This is a genomic window from Tychonema sp. LEGE 07196 (assembly GCF_963890365.1).
Taxonomy (GTDB): Bacteria; Cyanobacteriota; Cyanobacteriia; order Cyanobacteriales; family Microcoleaceae; genus Microcoleus.
The window spans coordinates 1-18701 of record NZ_CAWPRX010000116.1; the positions used below are offsets into that span (position 1 = coordinate 1).

At 47.5% G+C, this 18701-nt stretch carries 13 protein-coding genes and 1 pseudogene; 7 read left to right on the forward strand and 7 right to left on the reverse strand.

What is annotated here, in order from left to right; genetic code table 11:
- The first annotated feature begins 773 nt into the window (after positions 1-773).
- The 3 genes from AACV78_RS14000 to AACV78_RS14010 all read left to right on the forward strand — a co-directional run bounded on the left by AACV78_RS14000 (position 774) and on the right by AACV78_RS14010 (position 4849).
- Complete coding sequence (locus AACV78_RS14000; protein WP_194008533.1) at positions 774-2405, forward strand: polysaccharide biosynthesis protein; 1632 nt, start codon at positions 774-776, stop codon at positions 2403-2405.
- A gap of 486 nt (positions 2406-2891) precedes the next feature.
- A complete protein-coding gene (locus AACV78_RS14005; protein ID WP_194008534.1) occupies positions 2892-4097 on the forward strand; it encodes a glycosyltransferase in 1206 nt (401 codons plus the stop codon).
- Positions 4098-4285: 188 nt separating this feature from the next.
- Positions 4286-4849 carry a DUF4303 domain-containing protein gene (locus AACV78_RS14010; RefSeq protein ID WP_194008535.1) on the forward strand — a complete coding sequence of 188 codons (564 nt, stop codon included), beginning with the start codon at positions 4286-4288 and terminating at the stop codon, positions 4847-4849.
- Positions 4850-5675: 826 nt separating this feature from the next.
- Here AACV78_RS14010 and AACV78_RS14015 read toward each other — a convergent pair.
- From AACV78_RS14015 to AACV78_RS14040, 6 genes and pseudogenes are all read right to left on the reverse strand, one after another.
- Positions 5676-6230 (reverse strand): NYN domain-containing protein, encoded by a 555-nt coding sequence (locus tag AACV78_RS14015; RefSeq protein WP_194008536.1) that lies wholly within the window; start codon positions 6228-6230, stop codon positions 5676-5678.
- A gap of 209 nt (positions 6231-6439) precedes the next feature.
- The gene (gene murI / locus AACV78_RS14020) at positions 6440-7300 is read right to left on the reverse strand and encodes a glutamate racemase (RefSeq protein WP_194008537.1); all 861 of its coding nucleotides are present in this window, start codon (positions 7298-7300) and stop codon (positions 6440-6442) included.
- 245 nt (positions 7301-7545) lie between these two features.
- Positions 7546-9333, reverse strand: a complete 1788-nt coding sequence (locus AACV78_RS14025) for an N-acetylmuramoyl-L-alanine amidase (protein ID WP_194008538.1) — start codon at positions 9331-9333, stop codon at positions 7546-7548.
- Positions 9334-9904: 571 nt separating this feature from the next.
- Positions 9905-10357 (reverse strand): hypothetical protein, encoded by a 453-nt coding sequence (locus AACV78_RS14030; RefSeq protein ID WP_194008539.1) that lies wholly within the window; start codon positions 10355-10357, stop codon positions 9905-9907.
- A 273-nt stretch (positions 10358-10630) separates the two neighbouring features.
- Positions 10631-11833, reverse strand: a pseudogene (locus tag AACV78_RS14035) (RNA-guided endonuclease InsQ/TnpB family protein).
- A 205-nt stretch (positions 11834-12038) separates the two neighbouring features.
- The gene (locus tag AACV78_RS14040; RefSeq protein WP_194008540.1) at positions 12039-13061 is read right to left on the reverse strand and encodes an alpha/beta fold hydrolase; all 1023 of its coding nucleotides are present in this window, start codon (positions 13059-13061) and stop codon (positions 12039-12041) included.
- A 418-nt stretch (positions 13062-13479) separates the two neighbouring features.
- Between AACV78_RS14040 and infC the strand changes: the two genes are divergently transcribed.
- The 4 genes from infC to AACV78_RS14060 all read left to right on the forward strand — a co-directional run bounded on the left by infC (position 13480) and on the right by AACV78_RS14060 (position 18196).
- Positions 13480-14016 carry a translation initiation factor IF-3 gene (gene infC, locus AACV78_RS14045; protein WP_194008541.1) on the forward strand — a complete coding sequence of 179 codons (537 nt, stop codon included), beginning with the start codon at positions 13480-13482 and terminating at the stop codon, positions 14014-14016.
- Between the two features lie 405 nt (positions 14017-14421).
- A complete protein-coding gene (locus tag AACV78_RS14050) occupies positions 14422-17475 on the forward strand; it encodes a HEAT repeat domain-containing protein (protein ID WP_194008542.1) in 3054 nt (1017 codons plus the stop codon).
- Positions 17476-17522: 47 nt separating this feature from the next.
- Entirely contained in the window at positions 17523-17696 is a 174-nt protein-coding gene (locus AACV78_RS14055) for a hypothetical protein (protein ID WP_194008543.1), read from the forward strand.
- A 26-nt stretch (positions 17697-17722) separates the two neighbouring features.
- Entirely contained in the window at positions 17723-18196 is a 474-nt protein-coding gene (locus AACV78_RS14060; RefSeq protein WP_194008544.1) for a Crp/Fnr family transcriptional regulator, read from the forward strand.
- A gap of 275 nt (positions 18197-18471) precedes the next feature.
- Here the strand turns inward: AACV78_RS14060 and AACV78_RS14065 are convergent, their stop codons facing one another.
- Positions 18472-18699 carry a hypothetical protein gene (locus AACV78_RS14065; protein ID WP_194008545.1) on the reverse strand — a complete coding sequence of 76 codons (228 nt, stop codon included), beginning with the start codon at positions 18697-18699 and terminating at the stop codon, positions 18472-18474.
- Positions 18700-18701 lie beyond the last annotated feature (2 nt).

The window sequence follows — 18701 nt, forward strand, 5'->3', positions numbered from 1 at the left end:
ACCCCAACCCTCCCCGCGGGTTCGGGGAGGGAGTAAGAAATTCACAAATGATTTAGGATTGCTATATATAGCGGTTCTAAAAAAAGTGAGGTATGCCTTATGCCATATCCCCACCCTTCGACTTCGCTCTTCGGGCAAGATGCCATATACCCACCCTTCGACTTCGCTCTTCGGGCAAGATGCCATATCCTCAATGCCCAATGCCCAATGCCCTATCCCGTATCCCATATAGTACCTCATACCAGAGCACAGAAAGGCTATAAATACCAATATTTTAGGCACACCGCAATATTTGACCATGTTTTCCGTATCTTTACTTAAACTTTTAATACAATTAGTAATAAAAAAGACGTTTTACTGATAGTGGCAAGGATTATTAAGTTTGTTTGACGCCTGCACTACTTTACATTAACTTTAAAATTGCGTGAATATTCTGAGGTAATTGCAAAGAAATAGTAAAGATATGTTGTGACTATTGCCAACGGCCAGCAACTTACGTTTATAGTTGTAGTGACTAATTTTTGACAGAGAAAGTTCCGACTTAGCAGCTAGCCAAACCAAGCAGATTAAAAAGTCCTTAATAAAACTACAAGTAGACTGAAAATAATTAATTAGTAGGAAAGCAGATCGCGTATCTTTCCGATTAAGTCGCTTTCTCTGTAAAAACAACCAAAATCAGCCGAATTTTAAAAATTCTGTCCTTCAAAAATCAGTTTAATAACTCTCAATCAGCATCAGCAACCGTATTTCTCTAATTTAAAGGAGCCCAGAAAGTGAGTAACACATTTAACCCCTCAGAAGTGTTTGAAGATGCCAGCAAAGCGGCAATAATCGATCGCATCCAGCAGCTAGTTCCCCCAGGTTCCCCCGAACCGCAAAATCCGCAAATCCTAGCAACGCTACAAACTCTCACCGCACAGCTAATCTGGGCCTATCAAGCCGACGGACAACTAGAAAGCGAACCTTTTAGCGATGTGCGCGATCGTACCATTAACCTGTACAGCCTCGCCTGCAGCAACAAAATCAAAGGAAAAACCATCCTCATCACCGGCGGAGAAGGATGCGTCGGCAGTTTTCTAATCGAAAAACTCCTCTCTCTAGGCGCAACTAACATCATTTCCGCAGACAAAGCCCGATGTCAAAACCCCGACGAAAATCTCCCGCACTTTAACAAAGAAGGCGCAGTAACTTTCTACGCCGCCGACATTCGCAACTTGCAGGCGCTCAAACACATATTTGAAGTAGAAAAACCGCAGATTGTTTTTCACCTAGCAGCCCAGCGCCAGCCCGGATTAGCTGAAATCCAAATTCGAGAAACAGTTACAACCAGCCTGTTGGGATGCAAACACGTCATCCAACTTTCCGAAGAATACGGCGTAGAAGACTGCATCTTCTCTTCCACAGGCAAAACATCTCGATATTTTACAACCGAAATTTACGCCGCCTCCAAAAAATTTGCAGAATGGCAATTTGCCAAAGCAGCTCAAGAAGGAAAAGTCACTTACGGGATGGTTCGCTTTACTCATATGCTAGAAAATAGCTTGTTCTGCGAGCAAATGTCCAAGAAAGTACAGCAAAGTAAAACAGTCAACGTTCACGCCCCCCACCGCTACGTAACCGCTCAAAATCTAGTCGAAGCCGTACATTTGTTACTGAATTCGCTCGTGGTTTCCGTTCCGGGAAAACTGAAAATTGTCGCCGTCAGCAATCTCGGATGGCCGACAGAAACCTTGGAAGTCGCTTTGTATAAAATTCTTGAATCCGGCAAAAATTTGCCGATTTATTTTCAAGGACTTTTACCGGGATACGAAGAACCATTTTTCCTAGGACAATTTGACTGGAACAAACCTACAGACATTCATCTCCTAATTAATGTTCTGGAAGATCCTTTCAGAAGAGTTGACCAGGCTGGCGACATGGTGATTGTAGAACTAGCTCCTTTTTCTTTGTGCGTGTTAGATACACAAGTGTCTAACCTGGAAAAAATAATTAGCGATCAGAATTTCCCAGAAGTGCAAATTAAGCCGGCTCTTGTCGCAGCGGAAAAAGAGGTAATTGCTTCTTCTTTTGCGTGGAGTTCCGCCGCAGAATTGCTGAAAATTTTGCAGTGGGGAGTCAATCCGAAAAAATTGCAAGGTTACGGAACAGAAGTCGCTGACTATAGCGAAATTATCCAACTCCTGCTGCAAGGAATGTACGGGAGACTCAACCAAGAAGTTTTGAACTGTGCTGGAGTTAATGCTGATGAATTTGATCAATTAGTGGAAAGTCTTTCTGCGGTGGATTCTCTTGAAGCAGAAGTGGGATATTTGCGATCGGTCTCCAAATGTATCAGACAATCTGCACTCCCGGCACAGTTCACTCAAAAAAAATCTGAACCTGTTCCTGTGCGGGAAGCGGCGTAATTGAAAAATAGTTGAGAGATTGCTTTGTCATTTTTAGTTGATTAAAAGCTAAACAACCCGAAACTCGGTTTCTTTGAGATACCGGGTTTTTCAATTTTGGGTCTGTTTGAGGTTTAATTAAGTGATTTACTTAAAATGGTAAGAATCGACATGATATGATATCATGTTGGAGCGAACGATTGCAATCAAATTAGTTCGTAGTAAGGACTAAAGTCCTCTCTTGGAACAAACTCGCATTCCTGACTACAAACCTAATAAGGGTGATGTTTTCGTATCTTATAAGTTAGATATAGCGGTTATCAAGCGTGGTGAGGTATGCCCTGCGCGGGCCTTCTTCCCAATGCCCAATGCCCAATGCCGCATAGTACCTCATCTTTCGCTTGAAAAGCTATAGTGTCGATCGCTGAGTTGACGGAGATTAAATTTGATTAAGTCAATTCAATGACCGCTGCAAATTACATTAAATTAAATTAAGGTGCTAGAATTGTGGAAATAAATCAGCTACCGTTCCTATTTGTTGATGTTGTACTTTTGACGATCGCCCTAATCCTGCTAATTCCCGTTGCAGTTTTATTTCTAGAATGCAGTGCAGCTTTCCTGTCGAACCTCGCCCCCACAGACGAAACCAAAGAACCCCGCCCCAAAATAGCAGTTTTAATTCCAGCCTACAACGAAGCAGCAGGAATTGCCGCCACTATCTCCACCATTCTGCCGCAGCTAACACCTCAAGACCGCCTGTTAGTCATTGCTGACAACTGCACGGATGCTACCGCAGAAATCGCCCGCAACTGCGGTGCAACGGCGATCGAGCGCCACGACACAGAACGTAAGGGGAAGGGATACGCCCTGGATTTCGGCTTGCAGTCGATCGCCTCAGACCCCCCAGAAGTAGTAATTATGGTTGATGCAGACTGCATCTGCGAGCCAGATTCCATAGAAACATTAGCCCGCGTTTCAATGGCCAAACAAAGACCGGTGCAGGCCACATATTTAATGGAACAGCCGCCCGATCCTACCCCCAAAGATTCGATTTCAGCCTTAGCATTTCTCGTAAAAAACCTAGTCCGCCCCAGCGGATTAAAACAGCTAGGATTCCCGTCATTGCTAACAGGTACGGGGATGGCTTTTCCTTGGCTAATCATTCGAGATGTTCCTTTAGCTAGCGGCAATATCGTGGAAGATATGCAAATGAGTTTGGATTTGGCGATCGCCGGACATCCAACCGTATTCTGCCCCGAAGCCAGAGTCACAGGATGTTTGCCGCAGCAGCAGGAAGCAGCTAAAACTCAAAGAACCAGATGGGAACACGGACATATCCAGACGTTGCTAACTCAGACTCCCAGGCTGGCGACAGCTTCGATCGAGCAACAGCGTTTTGACTTAATGGCGATCGCCCTTGACTTATCCGTCCCTCCTCTATCGCTTTTAGTTGCTCTTTGGCTAGCCGCTTTTGTCGCCTCTATAGTAGCAGCAATCATAGGAACATCACCGATTCCTGCTATTTTGTTAGGAGTACAAGGACTGCTAATTTTAGTTGCAATTGTCAGCGCTTGGGGAAAATTTGGCCGTGCCGACATTTCCGGCGCAACTCTTTTATCTGTACCTTTTTACATCCTTTGGAAAATTCCTTTGTATCTGGGTTTTCTCCTGAAGCGACAAACTAATTGGGTGCGAACAGAACGCGATGTTTAGTATTCTGTAGGGTGCGTCAGCCAGATGCTCTATCAAACTCAAAAATCTCGTTTCTGACGCACCCTACGATGAATAAACGGCTGCGTACAAAACGCAATATTTAGTAGAGGTATGGTACGTCAGTTAAATACTTGAAGCAACTCAAAAATCTCATTTCTGACGCACCGGGCTATAAATAAACGCCTCCAATGACAAACACTGACCTACAAGCGTTACTTGGCCGCGATGATTCCGAACTTGTTGATGCTATCAAATCAGAGATTCACGAACACATTGCGAAGCTCCATGCCCGTGGCGATCAATTCTATGGCTATGCAATACTACCCGGTGAATTCTATCAAATTCACGATCTCGTTGTTGCTTTCAATCGTGAATCGGACATCGCTCCTGAGAATGTCGCCGACAGCTACTATCGCTATTCTGTCGATGAATGGTCTAACTACGAACATAGCGAATTCCCAAAAAGCAGTGCAATTATCGATTTGTGTAATGCCAAATTCAAAGAACTCCATCTCAATGACAACCCTGATGACTATGCAATGGATGATTGGGAAATCGCGCACGCCACCAAACTGCTCGCTGCAATTCTGACAGCAATGAATGAATTGCGACATGATAGTCTGATTGGGGGCGATGAATCATTTGCCGTTATCTGGATTCCCGATTCCGATCTAGATATAATGAAGCAATCTGCCAAAACACTTAACTCTAGTGGTGTCTATGAAACGTTTATAAAAGAATTCGGTGATTGAGATATAGCGGTTATCAGAAAGATGACGTACGCTGGGATATTTCCTAATTGGTAATTAGGACTGATATATGGGTTGCCAGAAACCGGGTTTTTAGCAAAAAAATCGCCAAAAAACCTTAATCTCGGTAAAAAACCTGGTTTCTTGAGTATGAGTGTGTCAGCCATGTCATTAAGGATCCCACATACCTCACTTAATTGAGAACCGCTATAACAGTTGTCCGTGAAGAGTGCATAACAACTGTGTTGCAACGGAGCAGAACCGCGCACGGCTAAACAAGTCATTTCAGAAAATAAAAACAAAAAAAATCTGAAGCTGGAAATTTCCAACTTCAGACTTTTACTAACTCCCCGGGTAGGATTTGAACCTACGACCAATCGGTTACACTTATCCCAACGTTTCCGAAGGGCGCGGACTATTTCATCATCCCTAAAACGCAGATTTAGCATCTGTCGCGGGATGTCGGGCGCTGTGAGATTTATTGGTTAGGCTCCTCATCTCTAGTCTCTGCACCTTTCCGGCTACTTGCGATCGAAACCGCTGCCTTTCGCCAGACTTGGCTCAAGATTGCCGCCACCCGAAGTGCTGCGGTTTCCTTGAATTCACCCGATTTTTCAGTACCCGTTACCGGATAAAGCTGCTATGTCACTAGGGCTTTTGGTTGATGCCAAAGGCTTGCATTCATTACAGCCGATCGCTCTGCCACTGAGCTACCGAGGATTGCGTGGTTTTTGTCATCCACATTTACTAATAGTAGCTGAACCTATTCGATTTGGCAAGGCCTTTTGCAAAGTTTTTTTTTTCTCATACAGCAAGCGGGTTTGGGACGCTAATGCAGCCCCATTCTCATTCTGGCGAGGCGCTGCTGCGATTCTGGATCGAGGGAATTGGCCAGAAAGCGACTGGAATTGTGTTTGCGAGATTTGTGCTGGCGCTCGCTGCGGCGGGCGGTGGATTCTACGTCAGCCGCTAGTTGTTGGGCGGACATCCATTCGGCACCGTAGCCGACTACGGTTAATTGCTGGGCTCTGTCGGAGGTGGCGACAATCATTCGGCTTTTGCCTTTGACCGATCGCAACTCGTAGCGCAAATTAGCACAAGACTTTTCAATATAAGTATCTGCTGTCTGACCGAAGTCAGTGTAGTGCACAGATAAATTTTTAGTAATAATTTCTTTAACGCTCGGAGTGTTTCGATACTGAGCGTCAAACACGAGTCTAGCTTCAAAATCTTGTACGGCGCTGTAGTTAACCAAAGCCTCAATCAACTCGCGGCGGGCTGTTTCGAGTTCGTCGCGATCGCGCTTCTCTCGGAGTCGAGGCCAAAGTCCAATTATGTTATAGCCATCTACAAGTAACACTGCTTGCGATATATACGGTGACATGGTTCAAGGCTGAAGATCTCCAGCAGATAGAGGACATTATTTGCATTGTTCATCAAAGCTTTTGTTGCATTTTATTACACAATGATGTTCGATCGCTAGCTGCAATGTTCCCAGCAAAAACTCAACCCCCCAAATCCCTAGGGTTTTGGAGGGTAAGATTTTAGATTGAAGATTTCGGCGATTGTCGCGCGATCGAGCAATTTTCCAGCTTATTCGACAGATTCCACAGATACGGGCGATGGCTGACGCCCCGCTTCGCTACGGACAACAGTCGGCAGAGATATCTTTTCAACCGCAGGAGTACAGCCGAGCCACTGCACCGACAAATCCGCAAACTGCTCAGGAAGCCCGCTCACGCAAAAACGAGTTGGCAGCGCAGTACCAGAATTCCGCAGCCCCAAAACCTCCAACTCTCTAGCAGCAGCAGCCACAACCCGCACCGCCGGATCGATTAAATTCACCCCAACAGGCAAAAGCGATCGCACCACAGGAGCCAACAGCGGATAATGAGTGCAGCCGTAAATCAGCGTATCGATGCGCTGCTGAATCAAAGGAGCCAAATATTCCCGAGCCACCTCATAAGTATAAGGATCGTGAATCCGGTTTTGCTCAACCAGCGGCACAAAAGCCGGACAGCTAACCTGCCATACCCGACAATCCGCATCCATTTCCAAAATCGCATTTCGATAAGCATTGCTAGCAGCCGTAGCCGGAGTTGAGATCACCCCGATCCGCTTGCCTTGCTGCACCGCAGCCTGCGCCCCCGGCAGAATTACTCCCAGCACCGGAATATCAAACTCAGCCTGCACCATTTCCATCGCCAAAGCAGAACTGGTGTTGCAGGCCATAATCACCATTTTCACATCCTGCTCCACCAGCCAGGCCATAATTTCCCGGACAAAATGGACAATTTCCGAAGCTGCGCGAGTCCCGTAAGGAAGCCTCGCCGTATCTCCAAAATAAAGTATAGATTCGTTGGGCAATTGTTCGTATAACTGCGTCAAAACAGTTAAACCGCCCACGCCGCTATCAAAAATACCGATTCTTTGTTGTCCAGAGTCTGTTGTCATTTTTTAATAATTAGTTGTCTGTTGGCAGTTGGTAGGAAAGCAGTTGGTAGGAAAGCAGGAAAGCAGGAAAGCAGTTGGTAGGAAAGCAGTTGGTAGGAAAGCAGGAAAGCAGTTGGTAGTAGTCAGTTAACAGTTAACAGTTAACAGTCAACTGTTAACTGTTAACAGCTAACAATTCCCTAATAACTAATAACTAATGACTGCTGACTACTGACCACTGACTACTGACTACTGATTACTGACCATTATCTTTGTTGAAGATAAACTAAAATGCCGCGAGCGATCGAAGCTGCCATTTGACTGCGATAAGCTGGGTCAGAAAGTCTAGCAGCATCCTCAGCACCCGTGACAAAACCCACTTCCACCAAAACAGAAGGCATAGAACTCTTCCTCAAAACATAAAATCTCGCCTGCCGCACCCGGCGGTCAGTCGCCCCCGTTCCGTCCAAAATACTGGCGTGAATCACCCGGGCTAAATCTTTCCCGCTATCAAAATAATAAGTCTCAATCCCGCTAATATCCGGCCGGCTCATATTGATCGAATTAGCGTGAATGCTGACAAACAAAGTAGCATTCACCCGTTCCCCCAAAGAAACTCTCGGTTCCAAGTCGATTTCGCTGTCGTCAGTCCGAGTCATCACCGCCTGCACGCCCTGCTGTTCCAGCAGCCTCGCCACCTGATACGAGATATCTAAAACAATCTCCTTCTCCTGAATGCCACCAATCCCGACTGCACCTGGATCGCGGCCGCCGTGCCCCGCATCGATCGCCACCACGACGCGGCGGTTGGATTGGGGCAAATCCCCCGATCCGATCGTCCTTCTCGGTAATGGCTGCGGATTTGGATCGCGAGTCAAAGGCGGCGGGGCGCTAGCATTGGACGATCGCAACTGCAAAGACAGCAACTGCTGGCCCGGTCTCGTCACCCTGCCTACCTCTACCCCCGATCGTGGCTGCACCCAAATCACCACAGTCTCCGCGTCTTCCTGACTCGCAGTAAACGATACAGGACTGTTGGCATTCAACTGAGGAATTTGCCCTGTCAGGGAACTAGAAGCGATTCTGAGCCAGTAAGACCTCGACGACTGGTCCCACCCGCTGGTATAGGAGACTTGGCGGTCAGTTCTCACCACCAGTTGCGTGTCATTATCGGCTAAATCAATCGACAGAACTCTAGCTAAAGTTGCTCGCTCTGGTCTTCCAACAGCTACGGGCTGGGAGCGGCTGAGGATTGGCGCAATCGTACCCCCGGGCGACAGCACAACGGAGCCGGAATTGTTCACAGACGCGCGCCACTGAGTATTAGAAGCCTTCAGACGCAAAGTCACGCGGGTAACGGGCGGGTCTGTTGGCAGTTGCCGGACTTCAACCCTTTCGACACCGAGCTGGCCGTTAGTTTGAGGCTGTTGGCCGCCCGCGCCCGGAGCTAAAGTAGCTCCTTCAATATCCAGGGTAGCGATGTCTCCGGCGCGACTTTGTTCAAAATTAATTTGGGGCCGGCCGCCGACAGTGCGGACTAAAAAACCGTCTGCTGTCAGTTGAACGTTCTGAACTACGGTTGCTTCAGCAGACTGGGGCTCGCCTGCTGAAGGTTCAAGCGATAACCTTTCTCCCCCGGGTTCGGAAATGGGATTTTGACTTTGGCCGCGCGTCGGTGCGGGTAAATCCACTGTCCACTCGCTGGCAGAAATCCCCCGGAATTTTACTTGTTGGGGGTCTAAAGTAAACCCGTCTTTGAGTTCGACTACAATTCTGGTTGTGTCGTTGTCAAACTGTCCTACTCGCACCGATTCGATCGCCCCTGAGAGCTGTTTGTTGACTGAGGGACGGCCTAGACTCGTTCCCGGCAAATCGATTACCAAGCGCGTCGGGTTGAAAATCAGTTGAGCCTTGGGTTGCACTCCCCCTTCTGTTCTAATGTAGAGCCGGTTCTCTGAAGCATCAAACCGCCAAGATTGCAGTCGGGCTGCTTCGGCGGCTCCGGCGAGCAAAAATACACTTAAGAAACTCGGTAGTAGCCAGTGGAATTTCACGACAGTTTTTTCCTCGTTTGCGTTACTACTAAAAGCTGGAAGGGTGCTGTTTGCCCGATCGGCTTTCAGCAGGCGGGCCGCCAGCCGACCAGGGATGTCCGGGCCGTCAGTTGTTGGCCAAATTGACTTTTTTAGGCGTTAATAGGCAGCCCAATGCCCAATTCTGGCATTTTTTTACTTTCCAGCAGACTTGGGGGCGATCGGTTATAAGCTGACTGAGAAATTGTTGGCACAAGGGAAGGTATTTATAGAAGAAGGAATAATTAACAAGACCCAAGGAATAATTAAGAAAACCCCGGCTTTCAGTAATTTCAAACGTCCTCACCGTCTGGCGCTGTTGCTATATTTTCATCAACAATCCACCAGGTTTTTCCTGAACTTATCACAAGTTAGAATGGAGATTTTTACGGTTTTTCTTAGGAGCGATTTCTTCGGTCTTTCATAGGGACACAGTTCGTTAAAGCCAGGGTAGTAATCCCTTTGATAGTTGCGTTTTGTTCTAACTTTTAATCAAGCACTCTGACTAATTAACAACCTACATCGGGAACAATCAGGATTTCCCAGATTTAAGTTACTTTTGAATACATGAAGATGTTAGTTTCATGCAAAGGGGCATATCCTTTTGCGAAAGTTTTTCCCTGACTGTTTGACAGTTAAATACAACTACATGGCGGCACCGATATCTGGTTTTTCTTGATTTTTTATAGTAAGGGATTTTGGGTGCTGCTGGAAATTTAGTTTGGCGATCGCCCGCGCCATACCCGGTGACATTATGATAGCTAATCCATGCTTTTTGCAGTAACTGGAGAGTGTTTTGTGTCACCAGGGCGGGCAATGCTTTGTCACCGATACTCTTCGATCGCGGACGATCGACCGTCAGAGCATTGATTGGTTGACGGGGGAAAAAGTTTTGACGGTAGATATAGTTATCGCAGTTGTGATTTTTGGACTGGAAAAACTGTCGGTCGGCTTCTGGATAAAACCTGTGATTTGGTTTGATGACCTGCCTTTCGACTAACTGCATAACTTGTATATAATACTACCAGTTAGAGAAGATACACGATCGCGGCGATTGTGTCAATGCCTGAGTTTCCCAAAAGGCGATCGTCAATAAAAACAGTCTGGGACGCATCAGTACCTTCAAACCTTAGTTTTAGCCCTAGACGCAGCAGTGATGAGAAACCTGGTTTCACAGGCAAAAATACTGCATCTAGACCTTTAATCCCGATAAAAACCCGGTTTCTGTGGTGTTGATGCTTGACATCCTCCCCGACCTAAAGGACGGGGATTCCCAGAATCACTTCTGAGGATTCCTCTTTCCACGACTCGGCTTACTTGGAGGAATTTCTTCACCCAAGCTCTTGTCGATGTCTCCAGAGGCGTTTAACGTTCCCGTGTGCCCCACGGTACGAAGTGCAAGTTCAAGTATGTTTCGAGCTGCATTCCAGTCTCGGTCTAAAACCAACCCGCAATGATGACATTTATGAGTTCTTGTGCTCAACGACTTCTTAACAACTTCCCCACAGTTGGAACAATTCTGGCTGCTGTAGTGGGGAGGGACGGCAACCGTTACCACTCCAAACACCTTGCCGAAATACTCCAACCAGTTTCCGAAAGCCGACCAAGCTGCGTCACTAATAGATTTAGACAGCTTCCGGTTCTTAACCATGTTCCGCACCATCAAGTCGACCTAGGCAACCAAGTCGTTAGACTGGATGACGCATCTTGCCAACTTCACGGCAAAATCTTTACGCTGCCTACTTACCTTGAGGTGCTTTGTGCTCAACCGGTTTTGACTCTTGGCTCTATTTTTCGAGCCTTGTTGAGTTCGAGAAAGTCTTCGACCAAGGCGCTTGAGAGCTTTCTCAGACTTTCTGAGGTGGCGGGGATTTTCAATCGCCTGCCCGTCAGAATCGGTGTAGAAGTGAGTCAACCCCACATCCAATCCGACTGTTTTGCCTGTTGGTTCTCTTTTCTCAACTCTCTCAACATCAAGGCAAAACTGAACGTAGTACCCATCGGCACGACGCACAACCCGAACTCTCTTAATCTGCTTCAACTGATAGAAATGCAAATCACGGGTTCCCCACATCTTAAAACTTCCGACTTTGAAACCATCGGTGAAAGTGATAGTTCGTCTATCTTCCGACAGCTTCCAGCCACAGGTTTTGTATTCTACAGAACCGTGTGTTTGATGTTTTTTAAAGCGTGGGAAACCTTTCTTCGCTGCTTTCTTCTTGCAGTTATCGTAGAATCGAGCGATGGAACTCCAAGCCCTTTCAGCAGAAGCTTGACGAGCCATAGAGTTGAGCTTGTTTGCCCAAGGAAACTCATGAGCGAGAACTTTGCAATAAGCACTCAGATCGTATCGCCCAATTCCCTTGTTGTCCATCCAGTATTTGATGCAAGAATTGCGGATAAAACGAGCGGTACGAATAGCTTCATCAAGCCTTTCATACTGTTGCTTTTCTCCCTCAAGTTTTGCCTCAAATACCAGCATTTTACGTCGTATGTAGTATAAATAACTCTAGCATGAATACAGGATTAAGAAAAGCCGTCCTAAAGGAGCGGGGCTTTAGACCCAGTTTTTTGGTAAAGTCATTTCACCGGGTGCGATCGACTTGTGACAAGCTGATTCTCGATCCAGGATATCGATACCTGCAAATAATGTTGGTTAATTAGCAACGCACCGCCCCCTATCTAAATTAACTGTGTTGCAAAGATCGATCGCCACGGGCGGCAAAATTCCGGCCCATCCAATCCAAAATTGCTTGATTTACTTGTTCCGGGCATTCATCCTGGGGACAGTGGCCGGCATTATCTAATTCAACTAGCTCTACACAACTCGGATTGCATTCGACAAATTGGTGGGGTTTGGCGAAGCGAGGCGGAATCATCCGGTCTTGTTTGCCCCAAATTAACAGCATCGGGATTGTTAAATTTCGCAACACAGTCTTGACACCAGGGCCGCATTTTGCACTACCTACAGCTTTAAATAAAGCACAGAAGGCGCGGGCTGCTCCCCGATCGCCCGCAGGCCCTGCTAGAATTTCAACTAATTCGTCGCTAACAGCTCCGGGGTTGGCGTAGGCAAAGGCAACCCAGCGACGGACGATGGCAGGCTTGCGGGCGATCGAAAACAAAGGCCTGAGTACGATCGGAGAAACAAATAAATTTTCGATAGATTCGATCGCCGGTAACAGCCATCCGGGCACCGCCTCGGCTCGCACAGATGGGTCTGGGAGGCTGATCGCCACCGTGCCGGCCACCATGTCCGGGTGAGCGGCCGCCGCGGCAAGACAAATCAGCGAGCCGATCGAATTTCCTGCCAATATGACCGGTTCTCTGATAAAAGTCAGCCAAAAATCGTAAACTTGATCGACCCACAAAGACACGTCGTAGTCGATGGGAGCTTTTTGGGAAGCGCCAAAACCCAACAAATCTAAGGCGTAAACCGTGTGATTTTCGGCTAGTGGAGCGAGATTTTGCCGCCAGTGGCCGATCGAAGCTCCAAACCCGTGCAGTAAAATAATCGGTGTTCTCGATGTGGTGGAGGCGATGGGTTCGGCAGCAGAGTCTTGAAATTCGATCGCCCGTGGATTTCGCCCCAAAGCCGGCCGCAAATAAGTGTATCGAGTTTGCCAACCCCGCCACACCCAGTCTCGTTGAGTGCCCACCCGTTGGTGCCAGTGTAGAGAATTTGTCAATTTTGCCTCAGCTCGCAACATAAATTTACACTTGGTTATACCTATTGTACAAGGCAAATCAGGGGAATTGGGGACTGGCAACACCCGTTACGGCGGGGTCAAAAAAGCCGTTTTACCTCATCCTTAAGGATTTACCGGGCATTTTTTACGGTTTGGCGCTCAATCTGGTATGGGAACGGACGATATAGTATGAAGTTAAAATAAAACTACGCCGAAACTCAGCGAGAGTGAGTAGAATAGCAAGTATTGTAAGAATTCATTTACGATTCGGTTCAAGTATGCCCTAACGATGAAGCTGAAGGCATACAGGGCGCGGTAGTACGTCCGGTAAGGGTAACAGCTTGCCAAATAGCTCGATCGGAAAAAGTGAAATATTGACCGGTCAAGCCTGTAACTATCAAGAAACTTCGCTATTAAACTACTGCTTGTAAAAACATTCATGCCTGTGATTGAAAGAAGACAAAATCGCAACCTACCCCAGATCAACGAAAACATTCGATACCCCACAATCCGGGTGATCGATACCGACGGCGGCCAACTAGGGATATTGACACCCGCAGAAGCGCTCCGTCTGGCAGAAGAAAAAGAACTCGACCTGGTACTTGTCAGCGACAAAGCTGACCCGCCCGTATGCCGGGTAATGGACTACGGGAAGTACAAGTTCGAGCAGGAAAAGAAAGCGCGAGAAGCCAAGCGGAAGCAGCACACTGCCGATGTCAAGGAAGTGAAGATGCGCTACAAAATTGAAGAACACGACTACCAAGTGCGCCTCAAGCTAGCAGACCGCTTTATCAAATCTGGAGATAAAGTAAAAGCCACGATCATGTTCAGAGGTCGGGAAATCCAACACAGCAACCTAGCAGAGGACTTGCTCAAGCGCATGGCCACAGATTTGCAGGAAATCGCCGAAGTGCAGCAAGCCCCGAAAAAGGAAGGGCGCAGTATGATGATGCTGCTGTCTCCCAAAAAACAGTAATAGGGCGATCGGTCATCAGTAGACCTATGCCATTGTTCAGCAGGCATCGAGCCTGCTCTTTACAAGCTTGGCTCTCGTGTCCGGTCGATTTACAAACATAAGATTGGTTCGCGCGTGCGGACACTGACTGAGGCAACCCAATAGCGGACACTGACTGACGCACGCGCGAACCGTTTTTGTGACACAAATCGATCGGACAGGATCTGAGAGCAAAAGTCCAGTCATCAGTCAAGAGTCAAAGATTGGTGACGGTGGATTAATCGCTCCGCCCCAAAACCGATAGAAGTTTGCCACAGGAGTCGCGGACGCGCCAAAACAAAAATTTTAGACTCCTGTACTCGCTCTCACATTCACCGAGCCGCAAGTAAATCTAAAATCTAAAATCGAAATATTAACGCACCAGAAATGGAAAATTTTCAAATCAGCGCGATCGCCAGAGCAAGACAGGGAGTGCTGCGATCGCTCAACTTGCGATCGGAAGAATTAGAGCGAACCTTACTGATGTTCCTCGTCTACACTCTAACCTCCGTCGGGCTGATCTGGCTGGAATTGAGCACGGTAGGTTTGTTCTTAGACGAATTCGGTGCAGAAAAACTGCCCTGGATTTACATAGCCAGCGCCTTTATCGGTTCGAGTCTGGGCTTTGTCTACTCGTGGATGCAAAAAATCCTGCCGCTGAGGCGCACCGTCGTAGTTGTGATGGCAATGATGTCGGTACCGCTATTTTTGTTTCGATTCGGCATCGGCTACGAAAATACTAAGATAGCTGGCATCAGCATCGCTTTTATTACTATTTTTTTGATGTGGCTGTGGGTGGAAGCTTGCTATGTCCTCAACGACCTCAATACTTCTATCACTTCCAATCAACTTTTTAACATTCGAGAAATCAAGCGCACCTATCCGTTAGTCAGCAGCGGCTATCTAGTAGCTGGAGTAGTCAGCGGATTTTCTCTGCCACTCTTGCTGTACGTAGTCAAACTCAAAAACGTGACGCTGATATCCGGGTTGATGGTGGCGACAGGCTCGGTGCTGCTGTACTACCTCACGGAAAAATACAGTCAAGCATTCCCAGAAACCGCTCGCTGGACAGATGACGACGACGAAGACGACCAACAAGAATTTGCCGCCCGTAAAGTTACTGGGCCGCTGCAAAAATACGCGATACCTCTAGTCAGTTTCTTCGTCCTGGCAGAAGTCCTCTACGTTTTGGTAGATTTCCAATTCTACAGCCAGCTAGAATACAAAAACCCGGGGGATGGAGCGAGCGGAGCTAGCTGGATCGCTAGCTTCCTGGGCATTTACGAAGGTATACAAGGTCTGTTTCAAGTGGCTACTCAGTGGTTTGCTTCCAGCCGCTTGGTAGAACGAATCGGTGTATTCGTGACGGCGATGATTTTGCCGGCGGGTATCGCTATCCTCGGGGTGCTGACTTTAGGAGCATCTCTGGGCCAGCTAGTATCTGTGTTTATCGGGCTGATATTGCTGAGATTTTTAGACGAACTGCTGCACTACACGCTGTTGGAAACTGTGAGTCCGGTTTTATTTCAACCGATTCCTGACAATATTCGATCGGGCATTCAAACTCTGGTCAACGGTGTGGGCGAACCTTTGTCCTGCGGAGCTACAGGAGTAGTTATCCTGGGGATGCTGTGGGTGACAGACAAGATACTCCCCCACGAAACCGAAAGCGCATTTCACGACCTGCAAAGCTTGGTATTCATCGGTACGATCGTAGTTTTGGCGCTGGTGTGGGTATTTGTGGTGTGGCTGATCCGCTCTCAATACGTAGGGCTGTTGGTCAAAAGTGCCGAACGCGGGCGCTTGGGCGTGACAGATGTTGACCTCAAAGCTCTCAAGCGCGCAGTGGTGGAAACTCTAGAACAGCCGGGGGGCGAAGATGAAAAGCGCTCTTGTATAGAATTGCTGACGCAAATTGACCCCAAAAATGTCGGAGAAGTTCTCGCACCTATTCTGGATTCGCTTTCGCCACTTTTGCAGCGCCAGAGCTTGGAAACTATGCTGCAACACCCGAACCCCGCATATTTAGAATTTGTCCGCGCACTCTCGCAACAACCATTGCCGCCGGAGGTGCTGGCTTTGGCTTTGCGCTACATCTGGCTGACGGAGGCTGAACCGAATATTGACAGTTTGCGGCCTTATTTGCAGCAGAATGTCGATCCGGTGGTGCGGGGTACGGCGGCTGCTTTAATTATGAGAAGGGGCGATCGCCAGCAAAAAGCAGAGGCTACCAACACGCTGCGCCAAATGCTGACGCACAAGCTGGAACGAGAACGGGTGATGGGGACGCGGGCTCTGGGAGAGGCTGATTATTTGCAAGGACTGCGGCTGTACATCCCCAATCTTTTGCAAGATGAATCTCTGCGAGTTCGCTGCGCTCTGTTAGACGTGATTTCGTCTACTCATTCGGAAGAATATTATCCTTCGCTGCTGCGGGGACTAGGTTACAAATCGACTAGGGAAGCGGCTTTGCAGGCTATAGTCAAACTTCACAACGATGCGATTCCTTTGCTGGTGTACTTGGCGGAAGATATCCACAAGCCGGATTTGGTCAGGTTGCAAGCTTGGACGGCTTTGGGTCAAATTGGGACTGTTGAGGCGATCGACATTTTGGTCAGCAATTTGATGACGGCTTGGGGAACTACGAGGCGCAACATCCTTCGCATCCTGTTGAAAATGCCTTCGGAAGCGGGGATAGAAGGGGTTCTAGACCGCATCGGCCGCAGCGGCTTGGAAACTCTCATCGAACAGGAGTTGATGTTTATCGGTCAAATTTATGCGGGTCTGGTAGATTTGTCTGGGGTAACGACCTATGACAATTTTTCCGATCGAGATCCTAACAGCGCCGAGGTACCTGCGAACGATACGGCTCAATTGTTGCAGCGAGCTTTGGCGGGGTTGGAAGCTGATGCTAAGGATCGGTGTTTTTTGTTGATGAAGTTTCTTTATCCGCTGGACACGGTACAAGCTGCTGCTTTCAACATCGCTTCTGGCCAACCTTCTCTGGTGGCTAGGGGATTGGAAATTCTTGACAATACTGTGGATATAGTTAGGAAGCGATCGCTGATCAATTTGTTGGATCAGCACTCGGAAAGAGAAAAGTTGACCAATCTCTCTGAATTGATGGTTTACAAACCTCTAACTCCTAGCGATCGTTTGCGCCGCTTGCTAGAATTGCGCCACTTCCTTTCGGATTGGGCCTTGGCTTGCTGCTTTCACTTGGCGAAGGAGGCGCGCTGGAGTCTGACGGCTCAACAAACTCTCGTGTGTCTGCAACACCCGACGGGTTTTGTTCGCGAAGCAGTGTTAGCCTATTTGAAAATAGCTTCGCCGCGAGCTTTGCTCGAATTGTTACCGAGGCTGCAAAATGACCCCGATCGTTTGGTATTCGCTCAAGTTGAAGAGATGATGGCAGAGTTAGGTGTTGGGGGGAAAAGGTAACATTAGTTAGTTGTTAGTTGTTAGTTGTTAGTTGGTAGGGGCGATGGATGGTGCGTGCGTGCCCTCAGTTGTTAGTTACTAGGGGCGGTGTCTCTGTGCTCGCCCTATTAGTTGTTAGTTGTCAGTTTTTAGTTGTCAGCCAACAGCCAACAGCCAACAGTCAACAGTCAACAGCCAACAGCCAACAGTTAACAGTTTTTATTCCCCCTTACCCTGTTTAAGTTTAAATCAATCACTGCATCGCATTATGCTAACTAGCGTCGAACGCCTATTGTTTGTCAGGGAAGTTCCGATCTTTAAGGAACTGCGAGATGATTTTCTTGTGCGTCTAGCATCGGTAATGGATGAACTTTCGTTCCCTTCCAAGCACAGGATTTTTACAGAAGGACAGGAAGGTCGATCGCTCTATATTTTGGTATCGGGAACGGTGCGGGTGCATATAGGCGATCGCGATTTGGCACAGTTGAAGGCGGGGGCTTGTTTTGGGGAAATGTCGCTGTTTGATGCGGAACCTCGATCGGCTTCTATTTCTACTCTGGAACAATCGGAGTGTTTGATGCTGACTCAAATGCAGCTTTATGATGCGATCGATGAAACGCCGGGAATTGCTGTTAATATTATTCGCTTGCTGTCGCGCCGGATTCGCGAATTGAATCTAAAGTTGAATGCTAAAGAGGTGATTTTGCCGCCAGAGACTGCTAGAGTTGCTGAAATGCGATGAAGTTTGGGAATCAGTCAGTAGTTAGCTATCAGTTGTTAGTTGTTAGTTGTTAGTAGTCAGTTGTTAGTTGGTAGGGGCGGTGGATGGTGCGTGCCCGCCCTCTTAGTAGTCAGTTTTTATTGGGATTGGGAATTGGAAATTAGAAATTGGGAATTTGGCACAATTTCTGTTTTGTAAAGCACCATGAAAGAATGAGGGCTGGTTTGGATTATATACTGATTTGTATCATAAGTTGTTGGCTAAACCCGCCCGTACAAATCTTCCTTATTCCTTATTCATTCTTCTTTATTTCTGCTTCCTTCTTCCGACGGACTTATATCGTTTCCGCTTGCATCGTCAGGTGATTTAACCTTATTAGTACACAGAGTACACAGAGTCCGAGAATATATATCTGAATCATTCCGATGAAGAGAGGATTTGATATTACATCCGTTACATCCGTTACATCCGTTACATCCCGTACATTGCTCGTTGCCGAACTTCCTTCTTCCTTCTTTTAGCAAAC

Coding starts and splice junctions, on each gene's coding strand:
- AACV78_RS14050 (WP_194008542.1), top strand. CDS start 14,422: ATGGAAAATTTTCAAATCAGCGCGATCGCCAGAGCAAGACAGGGAGTG.
- infC (WP_194008541.1), top strand. CDS start 13,480: ATGCCTGTGATTGAAAGAAGACAAAATCGCAACCTACCCCAGATCAAC.
- AACV78_RS14015 (WP_194008536.1), bottom strand. CDS start 6,230: ATGTCACCGTATATATCGCAAGCAGTGTTACTTGTAGATGGCTATAAC.
- murI (WP_194008537.1), bottom strand. CDS start 7,300: ATGACAACAGACTCTGGACAACAAAGAATCGGTATTTTTGATAGCGGC.
- AACV78_RS14030 (WP_194008539.1), bottom strand. CDS start 10,357: ATGCAGTTAGTCGAAAGGCAGGTCATCAAACCAAATCACAGGTTTTAT.
- AACV78_RS14040 (WP_194008540.1), bottom strand. CDS start 13,061: ATGTTGCGAGCTGAGGCAAAATTGACAAATTCTCTACACTGGCACCAA.
- AACV78_RS14060 (WP_194008544.1), top strand. CDS start 17,723: ATGCTAACTAGCGTCGAACGCCTATTGTTTGTCAGGGAAGTTCCGATC.
- AACV78_RS14010 (WP_194008535.1), top strand. CDS start 4,286: ATGACAAACACTGACCTACAAGCGTTACTTGGCCGCGATGATTCCGAA.
- AACV78_RS14055 (WP_194008543.1), top strand. CDS start 17,523: ATGGTGCGTGCGTGCCCTCAGTTGTTAGTTACTAGGGGCGGTGTCTCT.